The 13,799-nt window shown below is 62.9% G+C and carries 19 protein-coding genes; 6 read left to right on the plus strand and 13 right to left on the minus strand.

All coding sequences use genetic code 11. The features are described 5' to 3' along the window. Nucleotide 1 precedes the first annotated feature (1 nt). Nucleotides 2-565 (plus strand): PqiC family protein, encoded by a 564-nt coding sequence (locus tag B6V75_RS13045; protein WP_075776698.1) that lies wholly within the window; start codon nt 2-4, stop codon nt 563-565. Here the strand turns inward: B6V75_RS13045 and B6V75_RS13050 are convergent. From B6V75_RS13050 to B6V75_RS13070, 5 genes are all read right to left on the minus strand, one after another. Continuing rightward, nucleotides 553-1,086, minus strand: coding sequence for a flavin reductase family protein (locus B6V75_RS13050; RefSeq protein WP_240496970.1), 534 nt, complete (start codon nt 1,084-1,086; stop codon nt 553-555). The two genes, B6V75_RS13045 and B6V75_RS13050, sit on opposite strands and share 13 nt — an antisense overlap. 80 nt (nt 1,087-1,166) lie before the next feature. After that, a complete protein-coding gene (locus tag B6V75_RS13055) occupies nt 1,167-1,634 on the minus strand; it encodes a DoxX family protein (RefSeq protein ID WP_206185785.1) in 468 nt (155 codons plus the stop codon). Next, entirely contained in the window at nt 1,631-2,404 is a 774-nt protein-coding gene (locus B6V75_RS13060) for a DNA-binding domain-containing protein (protein WP_088719972.1), read from the minus strand. The genes B6V75_RS13055 and B6V75_RS13060 overlap by 4 nt, the downstream gene beginning before the upstream one ends. Beyond that, complete coding sequence (locus B6V75_RS13065) at nt 2,388-3,230, minus strand: DUF692 domain-containing protein (RefSeq protein ID WP_088719973.1); 843 nt, start codon at nt 3,228-3,230, stop codon at nt 2,388-2,390. The genes B6V75_RS13060 and B6V75_RS13065 overlap by 17 nt, the downstream gene beginning before the upstream one ends. 57 nt (nt 3,231-3,287) lie before the next feature. After that, on the minus strand, nt 3,288-3,560 hold the full coding sequence (locus tag B6V75_RS13070; protein ID WP_088719974.1) for a DUF2282 domain-containing protein: 273 nt from the start codon (nt 3,558-3,560) through the stop codon (nt 3,288-3,290). A 127-nt stretch (nt 3,561-3,687) separates the two neighbouring features. On the opposite strand from B6V75_RS13070, the gene B6V75_RS13075 reads away from it, so the two are divergent. Next, nucleotides 3,688-4,263 (plus strand): sigma-70 family RNA polymerase sigma factor, encoded by a 576-nt coding sequence (locus B6V75_RS13075; RefSeq protein ID WP_233243067.1) that lies wholly within the window; start codon nt 3,688-3,690, stop codon nt 4,261-4,263. Next, on the plus strand, nt 4,260-4,889 hold the full coding sequence (locus B6V75_RS13080; RefSeq protein WP_088719975.1) for a DUF1109 domain-containing protein: 630 nt from the start codon (nt 4,260-4,262) through the stop codon (nt 4,887-4,889). Before B6V75_RS13075 ends, B6V75_RS13080 begins: the two co-directional genes overlap by 4 nt. Nucleotides 4,890-4,892: 3 nt before the next feature. On the opposite strand, the gene B6V75_RS13085 is transcribed toward B6V75_RS13080, so the two are convergent. From B6V75_RS13085 to B6V75_RS13095, 3 genes are all read right to left on the minus strand, one after another. After that, nucleotides 4,893-5,678 carry a 3'(2'),5'-bisphosphate nucleotidase CysQ gene (locus tag B6V75_RS13085; protein WP_088719976.1) on the minus strand — a complete coding sequence of 262 codons (786 nt, stop codon included), beginning with the start codon at nt 5,676-5,678 and terminating at the stop codon, nt 4,893-4,895. Next, on the minus strand, nt 5,665-7,014 hold the full coding sequence (locus B6V75_RS13090; protein WP_075776691.1) for a metallopeptidase TldD-related protein: 1,350 nt from the start codon (nt 7,012-7,014) through the stop codon (nt 5,665-5,667). The genes B6V75_RS13085 and B6V75_RS13090 overlap by 14 nt, the downstream gene beginning before the upstream one ends. A gap of 69 nt (nt 7,015-7,083) precedes the next feature. Further along, nucleotides 7,084-8,574: a DUF2125 domain-containing protein gene (locus B6V75_RS13095; protein ID WP_168174480.1), complete on the minus strand. Its 1,491-nt coding sequence runs from the start codon at nt 8,572-8,574 to the stop codon at nt 7,084-7,086. A 118-nt stretch (nt 8,575-8,692) separates the two neighbouring features. Between B6V75_RS13095 and B6V75_RS13100 the strand changes: the two genes are divergently transcribed. Continuing rightward, nucleotides 8,693-9,310: an enoyl-CoA hydratase/isomerase family protein gene (locus B6V75_RS13100; protein WP_088719978.1), complete on the plus strand. Its 618-nt coding sequence runs from the start codon at nt 8,693-8,695 to the stop codon at nt 9,308-9,310. Nucleotides 9,311-9,370: 60 nt separating this feature from the next. Here B6V75_RS13100 and B6V75_RS13105 read toward each other — a convergent pair whose 3' ends face one another. The 4 genes from B6V75_RS13105 to B6V75_RS13120 form a co-directional block, all read right to left on the minus strand. Beyond that, nucleotides 9,371-9,712 carry a DUF2853 family protein gene (locus B6V75_RS13105; RefSeq protein ID WP_075776688.1) on the minus strand — a complete coding sequence of 114 codons (342 nt, stop codon included), beginning with the start codon at nt 9,710-9,712 and terminating at the stop codon, nt 9,371-9,373. A 100-nt stretch (nt 9,713-9,812) separates the two neighbouring features. Continuing rightward, on the minus strand, nt 9,813-10,157 hold the full coding sequence (locus B6V75_RS13110; RefSeq protein WP_075776687.1) for a TraR/DksA family transcriptional regulator: 345 nt from the start codon (nt 10,155-10,157) through the stop codon (nt 9,813-9,815). Between the two features lie 99 nt (nt 10,158-10,256). Continuing rightward, nucleotides 10,257-11,648 carry an adenosylhomocysteinase gene (gene ahcY / locus B6V75_RS13115; RefSeq protein WP_075776686.1) on the minus strand — a complete coding sequence of 464 codons (1,392 nt, stop codon included), beginning with the start codon at nt 11,646-11,648 and terminating at the stop codon, nt 10,257-10,259. 72 nt (nt 11,649-11,720) lie between these two features. Beyond that, the gene (locus tag B6V75_RS13120) at nt 11,721-12,230 is read right to left on the minus strand and encodes a hypothetical protein (protein WP_075776685.1); all 510 of its coding nucleotides are present in this window, start codon (nt 12,228-12,230) and stop codon (nt 11,721-11,723) included. A gap of 130 nt (nt 12,231-12,360) precedes the next feature. Between B6V75_RS13120 and B6V75_RS13125 the strand changes: the two genes are divergently transcribed. Both B6V75_RS13125 and B6V75_RS13130 read left to right on the plus strand, forming a co-directional pair. Continuing rightward, nucleotides 12,361-12,741 (plus strand): hypothetical protein, encoded by a 381-nt coding sequence (locus tag B6V75_RS13125; protein WP_088719979.1) that lies wholly within the window; start codon nt 12,361-12,363, stop codon nt 12,739-12,741. Nucleotides 12,742-12,829: 88 nt separating this feature from the next. Then, nucleotides 12,830-13,414, plus strand: coding sequence for a hypothetical protein (locus tag B6V75_RS13130; RefSeq protein ID WP_088719980.1), 585 nt, complete (start codon nt 12,830-12,832; stop codon nt 13,412-13,414). A 54-nt stretch (nt 13,415-13,468) separates the two neighbouring features. On the opposite strand, the gene B6V75_RS13135 is transcribed toward B6V75_RS13130, so the two are convergent. After that, nucleotides 13,469-13,783: an H-NS histone family protein gene (locus B6V75_RS13135; RefSeq protein ID WP_168174483.1), complete on the minus strand. Its 315-nt coding sequence runs from the start codon at nt 13,781-13,783 to the stop codon at nt 13,469-13,471. Nucleotides 13,784-13,799 lie beyond the last annotated feature (16 nt).

A 13,799-nucleotide genomic window follows, 5' to 3' on the forward strand; every position in this document is an offset into this window, starting at 1 on the left:
GATGAAAGCTCTGAGCCTGATCCCGCTATGCCTCCTGGGCCTTGCGGCCTGTTCCGATCCCGAGAAGATCGCACGCTATCCGATCGACCCGCCCACCGCTGAAAAGGCGCTGCCGAACCGGCTTGGCCGGGCCGAACTGCGCGAGGTGTCGCTGCCGGACTACGCGGGCGGACAGGAGATCGCCTTCCAGACCCCGGACGGGGCGCTGCGCTCGAACCCGGACAACCTCTGGGCGGATGATCCCGCGCGTTCGGTGACGCTGGCGCTGGCGCGGCAGATTTCGTCTCTCTCCGGCGCGACGGTGATCTCCGAGCCGTGGCCGCTCGCCGATCCGCCCACGCGCAAGATCGAGGTCCGGATCGAGCAGATGCTGCCGGGCGCCGATGGTCTGCTGCATGTCTCGGGCGTCTATTTCGTCTCGGCGAACGGCTATGAGCGCAGCGGCGAAACGGTGCGTCGGTTCGATTTCACGGTGCCGGTCGGCTCTCAGGAACCGCAGGCCATCGCAAAAGCGAACAGCGCGGCGGTGACGCAGCTTGCGCGGCAGATCGCTCAGCTACGCTGATCGGGAAGGAACCGCCCGAACTGGCCGCCCGCAAAGAGCAGCGGATCAGTCCCTGCGCCTTTAACGAAGCGGGTGACGCGGCCGATGATGATCGTGTGATCGCCGCCGTCGTGGCGCGCCTCGGTGATGCATTCGAACCGGGCGAGCGTGTCGTCGATCAGCGGTACACCCGCCGCGTTCAGCCTGTAGGATAGCCCCTCGAACCCCTCGCCGCGCTTCGTGAACCGCTTTGCCAGCGCTTCCTGATCGTAGCGCAACACATGCACCGCGAAGGCATCGGTTGCAGTGAAATGCGCATGCCTGAACGAGGAGCGCGCAGCCGACCAAAGGATCAGCGCCGGATCGAGCGAAACCGAGGCGAAGCTGTTCACCGTCATCCCGACGGGCTCCGGCGCATCGTCATGCGCGCAGGCGGTGACGACGGTCACACCGGTCGCGAACTGCGCGAGCGCATCGCGCAACAACCGCGTATTCGCCGGATCGGGCTGGTGGCCGCGACCGTCGCTTTCGGCATGGTTCATGGCCGCTTCGATATCGTCGCTCTCGCGCATCCGCTCTCCTTTGCGCTCACACATAATCGTGCAGGCGGGGAGAGCAAGGCTCAGCGTTCCAATCCAAGGAGCTTGTCGAAAGAAAGCCGCCCGGGGCCCTTCATCAGAACCGTCAGAAGCGCGATTGCCCAAAGCCCATGCGTCACCCATGCGCTGGGATAGACGAAGATCTGGATCACCAGCGTCATTGCCAGAAGCGCGAGCGCTGCAAGTCGGCTGCCAAGGCCGAGGATCAGCAGAAGTGGGAAGAAATGCTCCGAGAATGTCGCGAGCACCGCCGCCCATTGATGCGGAATGAGGGGCAGGTCGTATTCGTATTGAAAGAGGGTGAAGGTGGAATCCTTGATCATGAACCCTTCCACCTTCGTCCGACCGGACATCCAGAACACCATCGCTGGAAAAAGCCGCGCTCCGATCAGAACAATCTCCTCCGGTAGGCGCTGGGCTAGATCGGAAAATCGATGATACAGCCTGAATAGACCCTGTTTTGACGTTTTCATCTCGATCGCATCGGTCATGAGTCGTGTCCTCTTTCGATGCCCGCGCCGACGATCAGCGCATTCTCCAGCAGCAGCAGAAGCGCTGCGTTGAGGTCAAAATCCGCTCCCGCGCGGTCTTGTGCGCGGGCGACGGTTTCGCCTGCACAGAGGGTCGAGATGAAGCGACCGGTCGAGCTACGAACGACGGACGTGATTACATGAGCGATCCCGCGCCGCGCAATCAGCAGTGTCTCCGGCCTCCATTCGGTCGCCCGCGGTGGAGCGGGGCCACCTGGTTGTTGCGAGGCCCAGATCGAACCCGCAGGTGTCAGGAGCTGAAGAACTTGCACCGACGGATGCAGATCGAGACACAGATCAGTGCCCGCGCGTTTGGCTGTCTCTTGCAGGCATTCCCGCGCAATAGGCTCTGAATCGGCTGCGTGATAGGCCCGGCTGCGCGCCCATTCGATGCGGGCGACGTCGGGCAGATAGCTTAGCGATTGCAGCGAAGGTTCATCTGCCAGATAGGCCGGAAACGCGCCGCCCCATTCGGTCAGAACGGGCGTGTGCGGCGGGTGCTCGGCGATATAGGCCCGGGCGAGCCCCCTGAAGCAATCCGCGCCAAGAAGCCGCTCGATCGCCGGGAAATGCCGCGCGAGGGCCTGTGTCAGCCCATGCGCCACGTTGTTGCGGTAAACGTCGAAGCGGCGCTCGATCTCGGCTGGATCTTGGGCGGTTGCGTTTTGCGGCGCGGGCCCTCCGGTCAGGCCCTCGCGGAAACCGCGGGCGAAGTCACGATGCGAGGGCATGGTGGTCTCCCGACAGGATCATCGACGCACGCTCGGCCTCGGCCATTAAAGTAGCGAAGTCCGGCACGTCGTTGTCCCATTCGGTAAGGCTCGGTAGCGGCCCAGATTTAGAGACTGTTTCGGCGTAAAGCGCCCAAACCGGTTCAGCGACTTCGCGCCCGTGGCTGTCGATCAGCAGGGGCCCGGAGGGCAGCTCTTCCTCTTCATGACCTGCCAGATGGACCTCGCCGACACGGTTCAGCGGGAACGCCTCGAGATAGGCGCGCGGATCCTGTCGGTTGTTCACGCAGGACACGAAGACATTGTTCACATCCAACAGCAATCCGCAGCCGGTCCGCTGGCTGATCTCGGTCAGAAACTCGGTCTCGGGGATCTCGGAATTGTCGAAGAGTACATAGGTCGCCGGATTTTCGAGCAGCATCCGGCGGCCGAGATGCTCCTGCACCTCATCGACGTGATCGCAGATCAGCGCGAGCGTTTCCGCAGTGTAGGGCAGGGGCAGCAGATCGTGCATCCAGACGCCACCATGGCTTGCCCAGGCGAGGTGTTCCGAGAAGCTCTCGGGGTCGTATCGGTCGCAGAGCGCCTTGAGCCGCGCGAGGTGGTCGCGATCCAGCGGATCGGGCCCGCCGATCGAGAGGCCCACGCCATGCACCGAAAGCGCGTAGTCCGCGCGCAGCCGCTCCAGCATCGCATGCGGCATCCCGCCCGCGCCCATATAGTTTTCCGCGTGGATTTCGAAGAACCCGAGGTCCGGTTTCGTCTCTGATATGGCGGGAAAGTGCTCTGGCTTGAAGCCGAGGCCCGCTTTGCGTGGCAGTGTCATGGCAGCCTCCATTGATGAGAAAACGGGGCGCACGCCGACCGCACGCCCCGCTTGGCGTCACATCTCTTTCGGTTCGAGCGAGCCCATGCCGTGCGGCGTCTCGATCTCGGTGCAGGTGCCTGCCGGGACGAGTTTCCAGGCGTTGCCCTGATAATCCATAGTCGCGGTGCCGGCGCAGGTGGTGCCGGGGCCGGCGGCGCAATCGTTCTGCCCGGCCATCGCGACGCCGTAGCATTTCTCCATCGCCTGATCTTCGGCATGGGCGGCGCTGGCCAGCCCCATCGCGCATGTCAGAGCAGCGGCAAAGCCAAGGGTAGTTTCGGTCTTCATGGTAGTCTCCCTGATTGGTTGGGGCCTCTTGCGGCCCTGATCACCGTTCGCGAGAGGTCACGGCGTCGTTACGATGCTCACGCCAGCGTGAACGAAAAAAGTTTTTCGCTCCGGCTGTAACGAAGGCATGATCGCGAACGAAGGGACGGCGATGATGCATGATCGGCGGGCAGATTGGTCGCAGCTCCTGCGGGCTGCGAATGCGGGCGACAAGCGCGCCTATGGCTTGTTCCTGCAAGCCGTGACCCCCGTGCTTCGCTCGGTGGTGCGGTCGCGTGGCGGAGGGTTGTCAGAGGCTGATTGCGAGGACGTTGTGCAGGAGGTTTTGCTCGCCATCCATCTGAAGCGTCACACTTGGCGCGAAGATGAGCCTGCTGCGCCGTGGTGTTACGCAATCGCCCGGCACAAGGTGGTCGACGCCTTTCGCAAACGCGGGCGACGTATCCATCTTCCGGTCGAGGACTTCGCCGAGGTGCTGCCCGCCGCGCCTGAGGCGGATCCTACAGAAAAGGCCGATATAGAGACGTTTTTGACCCATCTTGAGCCCCGCGCAGCACAATTGGTGCGCGCCATCGGGCTCGAAGGGAAAAGCATCGCGGAAACTGGCGATGCGTTAGATATGAGTGAGGGAGCGGTGCGGGTCATGCTGCATCGTTCGTTGAAAAAACTGGCCGCGCTTCGCGAGAGGCTGATCGAGATATGAAGACCGAAGACCTGATATTCGTATTGCAACAGGACACGTTGCACGAACCCCGCCCGAAACAGGTGCTGGGCCGCTGGCTTGTGCCGGCGCTTTTCCTGTCAGCGCTGTTCGTGATTTCGGTCTATGGTTTGCGGTTTCCGCTGCAACAGACCCTTATGACGCCGGAAATCGCCCCGAAATTTTACCTGCCGCTGGTCTTGGCCGTGCTCGTGACGCCGATGGCAGTGCGCTTGGGACGGCCCACGACGAAGGTGTCGACCGGGTGGCTCTGGATCTTCCCGGCACTCGGGGCCGCGCTTCTGGTCTATGCCTACCTGACCACGCCCGACGGGCAGCGGATGGCGGATTTCAAGGGTGAGACGATCCTGCCCTGTCTGATCTCCGTTCCGATGCTGTCCTTCCCGGCCTTGGCCGCGCTTCTCGTGAGCCTGCGCAAAGGGGCGGTGACGCGCCCGGCGCGGGCCGGGGCGCTCGCGGGGCTCGCCGCCGGAGGAATGGGTACCGCGATCTACGCCTTGCACTGCACCGAGGACAGCCCGTTGTTCTACGTCACGTGGTATGGCGCGGGGATCGTCGTCGTGATGCTTGTGGGTGCTTTGCTCGGGAAGCGCGTGCTGCGCTGGTAGACCCTAATCAGGCCAAAACGCCAGATTCTCGATGAATTTCTCATGCAGGACCGGGTTGGCGACGACCAGCCCGCTCGATTGCGGCGGGGAGCGGTTGAACCGCAGCGCGCGTCCATTGCGATCCGTTGCCAGAAGCCCGGCGCGTTGGGCGATCAGGCTCGCGGCGGCGATGTCCCACTCCCACGCCGGACGCAGCGAAATCGTCGCGTCGAATCGCCCCTCGGCCACCAGACACAGCCGCCACGCCAGTGACGAGCGGAAATGGCGCTGGTAATCCGGCTGGCCGTGCCGCCAGAAGCTTGGATTGTCGGAGAGTTTCGAGGTCAGAACCGTCGCGCCGGACAGCACTTCTTGTGCACCGGGCCGCAGCGGCTCCCCGTTCAGGCAAGCCGGACCGCCGATCGATGCCGAATAGGTGAGATCGTGCACCGGCAGATGCACCACGCCCGCCACGACCGCGCCATCGCGCACCACGGCCAGCGCATGTGCGAAGCCGCCATCATGGGCGAGAAAGGCGCGCGTGCCGTCGATCGGATCGACGATGAAGGTCGAGCGCGCCGCAAGACGGGCCGGATCGTCGGTGCTTTCCTCGGACAGCCAGCCGTAATCGGGCCGGGCGCCGCGCAGGCGCTCTTCCAGTAGCGCGTTCACCGCTAGATCGGCCTCGGACACCGGACCGGCCCCGTCGCCTTTGTCCCAGGCTTCGGGCGCTTTTTTCCAGTATGTGAGCGCGAGCGCACCGGCCTCTTTGGCGGTCTCGATGAGCAGGGGAAGATCAGTCTCCGGCAAGCGTCATCCCTTCGAGGAGAAGCGAGGGCACGATATGGCTCAGATGCATCCGCGCGTCATTCGCGGGTCGGATGCTGCGGAGCATGTCGCGCAGGTTGCCCGCGATCGTGCACTCGTTGACGGGATAGACCGGCTCGCCGTTTTCGACCCAGAAGCCCGAGGCCCCGCGCGAGTAATCACCGGTATTGGGGTTGATCGTCGCCCCGATGAAGGAGGTTACCAGAAGTCCGGTGCCCATTTCGGCCATCAGTTCCTCGCGGGTCTTGTCGCCTTGGGTCAGGGTCACGTTACCGATGCCGGGCGAGGGCGGAGAAGAGGTGCCGCGGCTGGCATTTGCCGTCGATTGCAGCCCCAGCTTGCGCGCGCAGGCGAGGTCGAGCGTCCAGCTTTTCAGCACGCCGTTCTCGACGATGGCGCGGCGCGCGGTAGCGAGCCCTTCCGCGTCGAAGGGGCGCGACCCGGAGACCCGTTTGCGATGCGGCTCCTCAATCAGCGACAGGCCGTCGGGCAGCACTTGGTCGTCCAGAGCGTCGCGCAGCCACGAGGCCCCGCGGCAGATTGCCTGCCCGTTCACCGCGGACAGCAGATGCCCGATCAGGCTGCCCGAGACGCGCTCGTCGATCAGCACCGGATAGGCACCGGTTTTCGGGCGGCGCGGATTGGCACGGGCGGCAGCGCGTTCACCGGCCAGTCGCCCGATCTCCTGCGCAGTTGGCAGGTCGGACTGGAAAACACGGCTCTCGGCGGCCCAGTCGCGCTCCATCCCAAGCCCCTCGCCGGAAATCGCGACGGCGGAGACAACGCGCGAACTGCGGTCGTAGCCGCCCGCGAAACCGTTGGAGGCGGCGACATGGACACGCCGATAGGAATAGGCGGCGGAGGCGGATTGAACTTGCGTGACGCCTTCGACACCGAGCGCGGCTGCTTCGGCTTCGAGCGCGTCGCTTTGCAGCGCCTCGGCGGAGGGTTCGGCGCTCGGATCGGCCAGTTCCATTCCGTCGGCATCGCGACGGTCGGTCAGCTGAGAGGGATCGGCGAGGCCGATGAACGGATCTTCCGGCGCTTCGCGGGCCATCGCAATCGCGCGCTGGGCCATTTCCTCGAAGGTGCGCGCGGAAATATCGGAGGCGGAAACGCAGGCTTGCTTGCCACCGAGGAGGACACGCAGCCCCATCTCGACGCCCTCGGACCGCTCGGCCTGTTCGAGACGGCCTTCGCGGACATCGATCGCAACCGAGCGCCCATCGACTGCAATGGCATCGGCGGCCGGGGCGCCTGCGCGCTTCGCGGCCTCGAGCAGCGATTGGGTCAGATCGGAGAGGGAGGGCTTGGTCATTTCCACCTCGTGAGAAAAACGCGAAGCCGCCCGGAGATCCGGACGGCTTCGCGCCGTGGGTTTCAGTGTTTACTGGACGCGTTGGCCGTTGACGAGGATTTCCCCGCCATCCTTGAACTCGACCTGCGACGCGTAGGCGTCGTCGCCCGTGGGTTTGGCGTAGAGGCCCAGCATCATCCGCCCGAACATGATCTGATCCTGCGGCACGAGGCCCATCGAGACCAGCTTGTCCATCAGCGCGTTCGCCCCGGTCAGCGTCAGATCGATCTTGCCCGTGGGCATCGGCATCGGCCCGCCATTCTTCAGCTCCAGCGCGCCCTTGCCGTTCAGATCGGCGCCGACCATCGACAGCTTGATGTTGTTGATGTCGACGGTCTGGACCTCCATCGGGGGCGAGTCCATCGCGGCGGCGGCGGGGCTGAACAGATCCTCGGTGAGCTTCATCTTGCCCGAGAGATCCACCTGCAGCGTCGCCGGGTCATGCGGCAGATCGCCGTTAGGATCGAACATCGCCCAGATGTTGTCGGAGACCGAGACGCCGTTGAAGCCGAGCTTCGCCTTGTAGTCCTGCGCCGTATCCGCTTTTGCGACCGGCACCGCGAAGGTCATGTCCGCCGACTGGATATCCGCGGTGATCGGGAAAGGCAGGTCGGGCGTGGCGATCTCGATGTGGCCGTTGTTGCTCTGACCGCCGAAGGACAGACCGTCCTTCGACATCGTGACGTCGAATTTCCCGCCCTCGTCGGTGGTCTTCTGATCGACCTTGCCGTTGGGTCCGTCGGCGGTGGTCGCCCAGTTCGAGCTGGCATAGGTCATCGACAGATCGAGGTTTGCACCGGAATTGAGCGCTTCGTCGAGCTTTTCGGAGGAGACGTCCTTGGGCATCGCGAAACTCCCCTCGTAGGAGAGATCGTTCATCTGGCCGTTCATGTTGAACGTGCCGCTGCCCTCGGGATCGGCCCCGGAGGCGGTAAGGTCGAGCGTGCCGATCGCCATCTTCGAGTCGACCGAATGCATATCGCCGTCGACGACGTGGTAATTGCCCTTGGTGTCCTTCAGCGCAAGATACATCTTGATCGGAACATCCTGCCCCTCGGCGGAGACGGTCTGGTCGAGATCCACGGTCAGTTTCGGCGCGTCGATATCGTAGGTCAGATCGCCCGGCGACCCGGAAACGATGATCTTGCTGTCGGTCTGGGTCATCGTCATCTTCATGGCGACGTCCGAGGTGTCGGTGCCAGGCTTTCCGGTCATGTCACCGGTCATCTTCTCGGGGAAAATGGTCTCCACCGTGCCGTCGCCGCGGTCGCGCAGCTTCAGTTCGGGAACGTCGAGCGTGAGGCTCATATTGTCGACATTGCGCACCATCTTCACGTCGGAGACGATGAGCGTGTCGCCCTCTCGGTTCTGACCGCCGACCATCACCTCGTAGCCGTAGGTCTGGTATTCGGATTGCCACGCCTGCCAGACCTGCTCCGCGGTTACATCCGCGAAAGAGGCCGTGGTGGACAGCAGCGAAACCACGACGGCGCCGGAACCGACGGTTTTGAGCCATGCCATAAGAGGGTACCTTTCCACTGAGAACCAAGTCGCGGCCATCCTCCTTTGGGTCAGGCCGATGGTCAAGCCTTCGCGGGGCTGCTAGAGGGGTTTCACGGGAGTTGTGAGGAGGCTGGGGATGATCCGCCACGAGATCGAGAACGGGCTGTGGCGCGTGACCATCGACCGTCCTGAAAAAGCCAACTCGCTGACCGGCGCGATGTTGGGCGAGATCGCTGATCTGGCCGAGCGCGCGGGGCGCGAGGAGGCGCGGGCTTTCGTGCTGACCGGGACCGGCAAGGTGTTCTCCGCCGGGGCCGATCTGGCAGAGGCGAAGACGGGAACGCTCGCGACCGACCCGGTTTGGGAACGGCTTTCCGGCGCGATCGCTTCGCTGCCCTGCCTGACGATCGCGGCGCTGAACGGCACTTTGGCCGGGGGCGCGATGGGCATGGCGCTCGCTTGCGATCTGCGCATCGCCGTCCCGGGCGCGAAATTCTTCTACCCGGTGATGAAGCTCGGCTTCCTGCCGCAGCCCTCGGACCCGGCGCGCATGGTCGCTTTGGTCGGGCCCGCGCGGGCCAAGATGATCCTGATGGCGGGGCAGAAGATCGAGGCCGAAGAGGCCTTGAGCTGGGGGTTGATCGACCGGATCGTGCCGCGCGAGACGCTGGACGAGACGGTCGCGACGCTCGCTGCCGATGCGCTGGGTGCGCGGGCTGCGCATGTCGCGGGGATCAAGGCGCTGATCCGCTAAAGCGAACGGCCCGGACAGGCCGGGCCGCGGGGCGTCACATTCTACGCGAGGCTGTCGCGATCAGGCGTACACGCTCTCTTTGCCGAAATGCTTGGTGAGCATGTAATAGATCACGGCGCGATACTTGTTGCGCTCGGACCGGCCGTAGGTCTCGATCACGCTGTCGATCGCATCCATCAGTTCGGGGCCGTCGGAGAGGCCGAGTTTCTTGACGAGGAAGTTGTCCTTCACGGTTTCCAGCTCCCCCTTGTCCGTGGCCGCGACGGTCGATGCATCCGCATCGTAGATCGAGGGGCCGCAGCCGATCGTCACCTTGGTCAGAAGCTCCATGTCAGGGGCCATGCCGCATTTGGATTTCAGATCCTCGGCGTATTTCTCAATCAGCTCGTCTCTTTTACCCATCTGTCCCACCTATCAGGTTGCTTTGCCCAGAAATGAAGGCAGGCGCAGGTTAAGCCCAGATAGGGAAATTACAAAGTGTAAATCCCGGACCTGTCGCGCCTCAGCCTCCGCCGCGACAGGAAACGCATTGTGTGAAGGTCGGGTCGAGTTCGAGGCGCTTCTCGGGGATCGGCTCGCCGCAGCTGTCGCAATAGCCGAATTCGTCCTCTTCGATACGCTGGAGCGCGGCCTCTATCGCTGTGATCCGATGCTTGCGGCGACCGTCGACCGCATTGGCCATCGCCTGATTCTGCAACGCGTCCATGCGCGACAGCCGACCGACGCTTTGCTGGTCCAGCTCGACGGGCTTGCGGGTCTGCGCGGTGTCCTGCGAGGCGGTGCGCAGCTCTGCCAGCTCCGCTTCCAACTGCGGTTTGAATCGCGCGGCAAGGTCTTCGGGTGTCATCGCTCTCCTCCTGTCCCAAGGAAAACCGATCACCGCCCGCGTTGCACGTAAAAAGGCCGCGCCTTGCCGCGCGGCCTTCGAAATTGCGATGTGATCCGGTCAGTAGCGGTAATGCTCGGGCTTGAAGGGGCCTTCGACCGTGACGCCGATATATTCCGCCTGATCGGGCTTGAGCTGGGTCAGCTTCACGCCGATCCGGTCCAGATGCAGGCGGGCGACCTTTTCATCGAGGTGCTTGGGCAGGATGTAGACGCCCGGCGCGTAGTCATCGCCCTTGGTCCACAGCTCGATCTGCGCCAGCACCTGATTGGTGAACGACGCCGACATCACGAAGCTCGGGTGGCCGGTGGCGTTGCCCAGGTTCAGCAGGCGGCCTTCCGACAGCAGGATGATGCGCGAGCCCGAGGGCATCTCGATCATGTCCACTTGCTCTTTGACGTTCGTCCATTTGTGGTTCTTCAGGTTCGCGACCTGAATTTCATTGTCGAAATGGCCGATATTGCCGACGATCGCCATGTCCTTCATCTCGCGCATATGCTCGATCCGAATGACGTCCTTGTTGCCGGTGGTGGTGATGAAGATGTCGGCGCTGTCGACCACGTCTTCCAGCACGACGACCTCGAACCCGTCCATCGCAGCTTGCAGCGCGCAGATCGGATCTACTTCGGTGACCTTCACACGAGCACCTGCACCGCGCAGCGAAGCGGCGGAGCCTTTGCCCACATCGCCGTAACCGCAGACGACGGCGACCTTGCCGGCCATCATCACGTCGGTCGCGCGGCGGATGCCGTCAACGAGGCTCTCTTTGCAGCCGTATTTGTTGTCGAACTTCGACTTGGTGACCGAGTCGTTCACGTTGATTGCCGGGAAGGGCAGCAGTCCCTTCTTGTGCAGATCATAAAGGCGATGCACGCCGGTCGTGGTCTCTTCCGAGACGCCCTTGATCGCGTCGCGCTGCTTGGTGAACCAGCCGGGGCTTTCCTTCATGCGCTTCTTGATCTGAGCGAACAGCGCCTCTTCCTCTTCCGAGGTGGGCACTTCGATCAGGTCGGTCTCACCGTTCTCGACCCGCGCGCCGAGCAGGATGTAGAGCGTCGCATCCCCGCCGTCGTCGAGGATCATGTTGCAGGTGCCTTCCTCGAACTGGAAAATCTGGTCGGTATAGGACCAGTATTCCGCGAGCGTCTCGCCCTTGATCGCGAAGACAGGCGTGCCGCCCGCAGCAATAGCCGCGGCCGCGTGATCCTGCGTCGAGAAGATGTTGCACGAGGCCCAACGCACATCGGCGCCAAGCGCTTTCAGTGTTTCGATCAGCACCGCGGTCTGCACCGTCATGTGCAGCGACCCCGCGATGCGCGCGCCTTTCAGCGGTTTGCTCTCGCCGAATTCTGCGCGGCAGGCCATCAGACCCGGCATTTCGGTTTCGGCGATGTCGAGCTCCTTGCGGCCATATTCGGCCAGAGCGATATCCTTGATTACGTAATCGGCCATGCGCGGCTCCCAATCTGATTTGGGAGCTATGTAGCACCGGGACCGTAAAGCGGCAATGAAGGCCGATCACGATCAGGTGGCGGGCAGAATCCCCTCGCGATGCAGAAGCGCCACCGGGTTCTTGCCACGCTTCCAGTCGGTGCCCGAGGACACGATGCAGGAGACGTTGTCGGCGCGGGTATAGACCGCAGTCCAGGTGCCCATGAGGCTCGACGCGTAAAGCTCGACCTTGCGGTGATCGCCGAGCTGTTTCGTCATCGCGGGCTTCTCCGCGAAATCGTGATTGAGGGAATCCACCAGCTTCGCGCGCTTGTCGCAATATGGTTGGTTGGGGCTTTGTGCCTCGCCGATCGCGGTGACGTCGTCGAAGGCCGACAGATCGCCATAGGGAATTTCGGAGGGGATATCCTCCATCGGGCGCCCGTTGCCCTCGTAGCCGTCGAGCATGACCTGCCGCGCCGCTTGGGGATGCTGGGCAGGCGTCACAGCCTCGTCGCTGCGCACGGCGGCGATGGCGATGGTCGCGGGGATCGAAATGATGGCGATCCCGGCGGTAAGAAACGTGGTTTTCGAGGTTTGCATTTTCGCTTCCCCTTTTTCTCTCCGTGTCAACCCGAGAACTCGCCATGCGCGGAAATGTTCCTCTTTCTGTGACGTTTACAGCCGGATTGGCTTTGGCTAGTCACAGATACGCGCTGCATGAGAGGAGCGAATGGAGATCGATCTGGCCTGCTCGAAACCGGCGCAGCACCGCAATGCGATCGCGTTTTGCTGCGACGGCGCTTACCCGCCTTATGCGGCGCATGCGGCCGCCCAGATTGCCGCGCTCCATCCGGATCGGGATTTCGACATCTGCATCGTGAGCGCCGAGCCGGTCACGCTTCCGGATTCGCCCGAGGCGTTGGGTCTGCGGCGGTGCAGTTTCGATCCGGAGCCGATATTCGCGGGCTTTTCGACGGATCGCGGACGCGGTTCGGTCATGTATGTGCGGCAGATGCTCCCGCAGATTTTTGCGGATGACATCGGCCCGACGAACCCGTGTAAAGCGCGACCCGAGACGCCGCAGCCACGCTTTGGCCGGGCAGCAAGCTGATGAAGAAAATGCTCGTTCGGCGTCTCATCAACAGAAACAAGATGGCGCGCTATCTCGCGCGTTCTCCCGACGACTATACGGTGATCATATGAAACGCGCTTGGCAAAGGATGCTCTCGGGACGCCGGCTCGACCTGCTGGACCCGACGCCCGTCGATATCGAGATCGAGGATATCGCGCATGGTCTGGCTTTCGTGGCCCGCTGGAACGGGCAGACCTTCGGTGACTGGCCCTATTCGGTGGCCGAGCATTCGCTGCTGGTGGAGCAGATTTTCTGCCACCAGAATCCTAAGATCGCGGCGAAATGGAAATTGGCGGCGCTTTTGCACGACGCGCCGGAATATGTACTGGGCGATATGATCAGCCCGGTGAAAGCGGCGATCGGCGAAGGCTACGGCGCGCTCGATAATCGTCTGATTGCGGCGGTGCATATACGGTTTGGTCTACCCGCAGCGCTTCCCGTACGAATCAAACGCGCTATCAAAAAGGCGGATATCGTTTCGGCGCGGTTGGAGGCCGAACAGATCGCCGGATTTTCCAAGGCGGAATCCGACAAGGTTTTCGGCAAACTCGCGCCCGAATATGCCGAGACCTTTAAAATACACCTGCGGCCACCGTCGGAAGTGCGCGCTGATTATGCCGCACGCCACGAAGCGCTTCTGGCAGAGCTGTAATGCGAAAAGCCTGCCATTTCGGCAGGCCTTGCATAAAGGTATCCAACTCGAGACTCAGATCTTCAGATCATCGAGCGATTTTCCATTATCGAGAGCGGCTTGCACCCAACGCGGCTTGCGGCCACGGCCGGTCCAGGTTTCGCTGGCATTGTCGGGATTGGCGTATTTCGGCGGCACGGTGCGGCGCGGCTTGGCCGAGCCCGAACCGGTCAATTCCGCCAACGAATAGCCCATATCGCGGGCCGCGCGCTCAAGCTGATCGATCGCTTCTTTCTTCTTGCGATCCTCGTAGCTGGAGATCGCCTTGTCGACTTGCTTGCGAAGAGCCTTGAGTTCGTCGAGGGACATATCATCTAGATTCATTTTAATGCTCCGAATTGCATAT

This window comes from Thioclava sp. F1Mire-8, assembly GCF_002213165.1.
GTDB classification, from domain to species: Bacteria; Pseudomonadota; Alphaproteobacteria; order Rhodobacterales; family Rhodobacteraceae; genus Thioclava; species Thioclava nitratireducens.

Coding starts and splice junctions, on each gene's coding strand:
- B6V75_RS13065 (WP_088719973.1), bottom strand. CDS start 3,230: ATGACACTGCCACGCAAAGCGGGCCTCGGCTTCAAGCCAGAGCACTTT.
- B6V75_RS13070 (WP_088719974.1), bottom strand. CDS start 3,560: ATGAAGACCGAAACTACCCTTGGCTTTGCCGCTGCTCTGACATGCGCG.
- B6V75_RS13055 (WP_206185785.1), bottom strand. CDS start 1,634: ATGACCGATGCGATCGAGATGAAAACGTCAAAACAGGGTCTATTCAGG.
- B6V75_RS13100 (WP_088719978.1), top strand. CDS start 8,693: ATGATCCGCCACGAGATCGAGAACGGGCTGTGGCGCGTGACCATCGAC.
- B6V75_RS13110 (WP_075776687.1), bottom strand. CDS start 10,157: ATGACACCCGAAGACCTTGCCGCGCGATTCAAACCGCAGTTGGAAGCG.
- B6V75_RS13105 (WP_075776688.1), bottom strand. CDS start 9,712: ATGGGTAAAAGAGACGAGCTGATTGAGAAATACGCCGAGGATCTGAAA.
- B6V75_RS13130 (WP_088719980.1), top strand. CDS start 12,830: ATGAAACGCGCTTGGCAAAGGATGCTCTCGGGACGCCGGCTCGACCTG.
- B6V75_RS13060 (WP_088719972.1), bottom strand. CDS start 2,404: ATGCCCTCGCATCGTGACTTCGCCCGCGGTTTCCGCGAGGGCCTGACC.
- B6V75_RS13120 (WP_075776685.1), bottom strand. CDS start 12,230: ATGCAAACCTCGAAAACCACGTTTCTTACCGCCGGGATCGCCATCATT.
- B6V75_RS13095 (WP_168174480.1), bottom strand. CDS start 8,574: ATGGCATGGCTCAAAACCGTCGGTTCCGGCGCCGTCGTGGTTTCGCTG.
- B6V75_RS13050 (WP_240496970.1), bottom strand. CDS start 1,086: ATGAACCATGCCGAAAGCGACGGTCGCGGCCACCAGCCCGATCCGGCG.
- B6V75_RS13080 (WP_088719975.1), top strand. CDS start 4,260: ATGAAGACCGAAGACCTGATATTCGTATTGCAACAGGACACGTTGCAC.
- ahcY (WP_075776686.1), bottom strand. CDS start 11,648: ATGGCCGATTACGTAATCAAGGATATCGCTCTGGCCGAATATGGCCGC.
- B6V75_RS13090 (WP_075776691.1), bottom strand. CDS start 7,014: ATGACCAAGCCCTCCCTCTCCGATCTGACCCAATCGCTGCTCGAGGCC.
- B6V75_RS13045 (WP_075776698.1), top strand. CDS start 2: ATGAAAGCTCTGAGCCTGATCCCGCTATGCCTCCTGGGCCTTGCGGCC.
- B6V75_RS13075 (WP_233243067.1), top strand. CDS start 3,688: ATGATCGCGAACGAAGGGACGGCGATGATGCATGATCGGCGGGCAGAT.
- B6V75_RS13125 (WP_088719979.1), top strand. CDS start 12,361: ATGGAGATCGATCTGGCCTGCTCGAAACCGGCGCAGCACCGCAATGCG.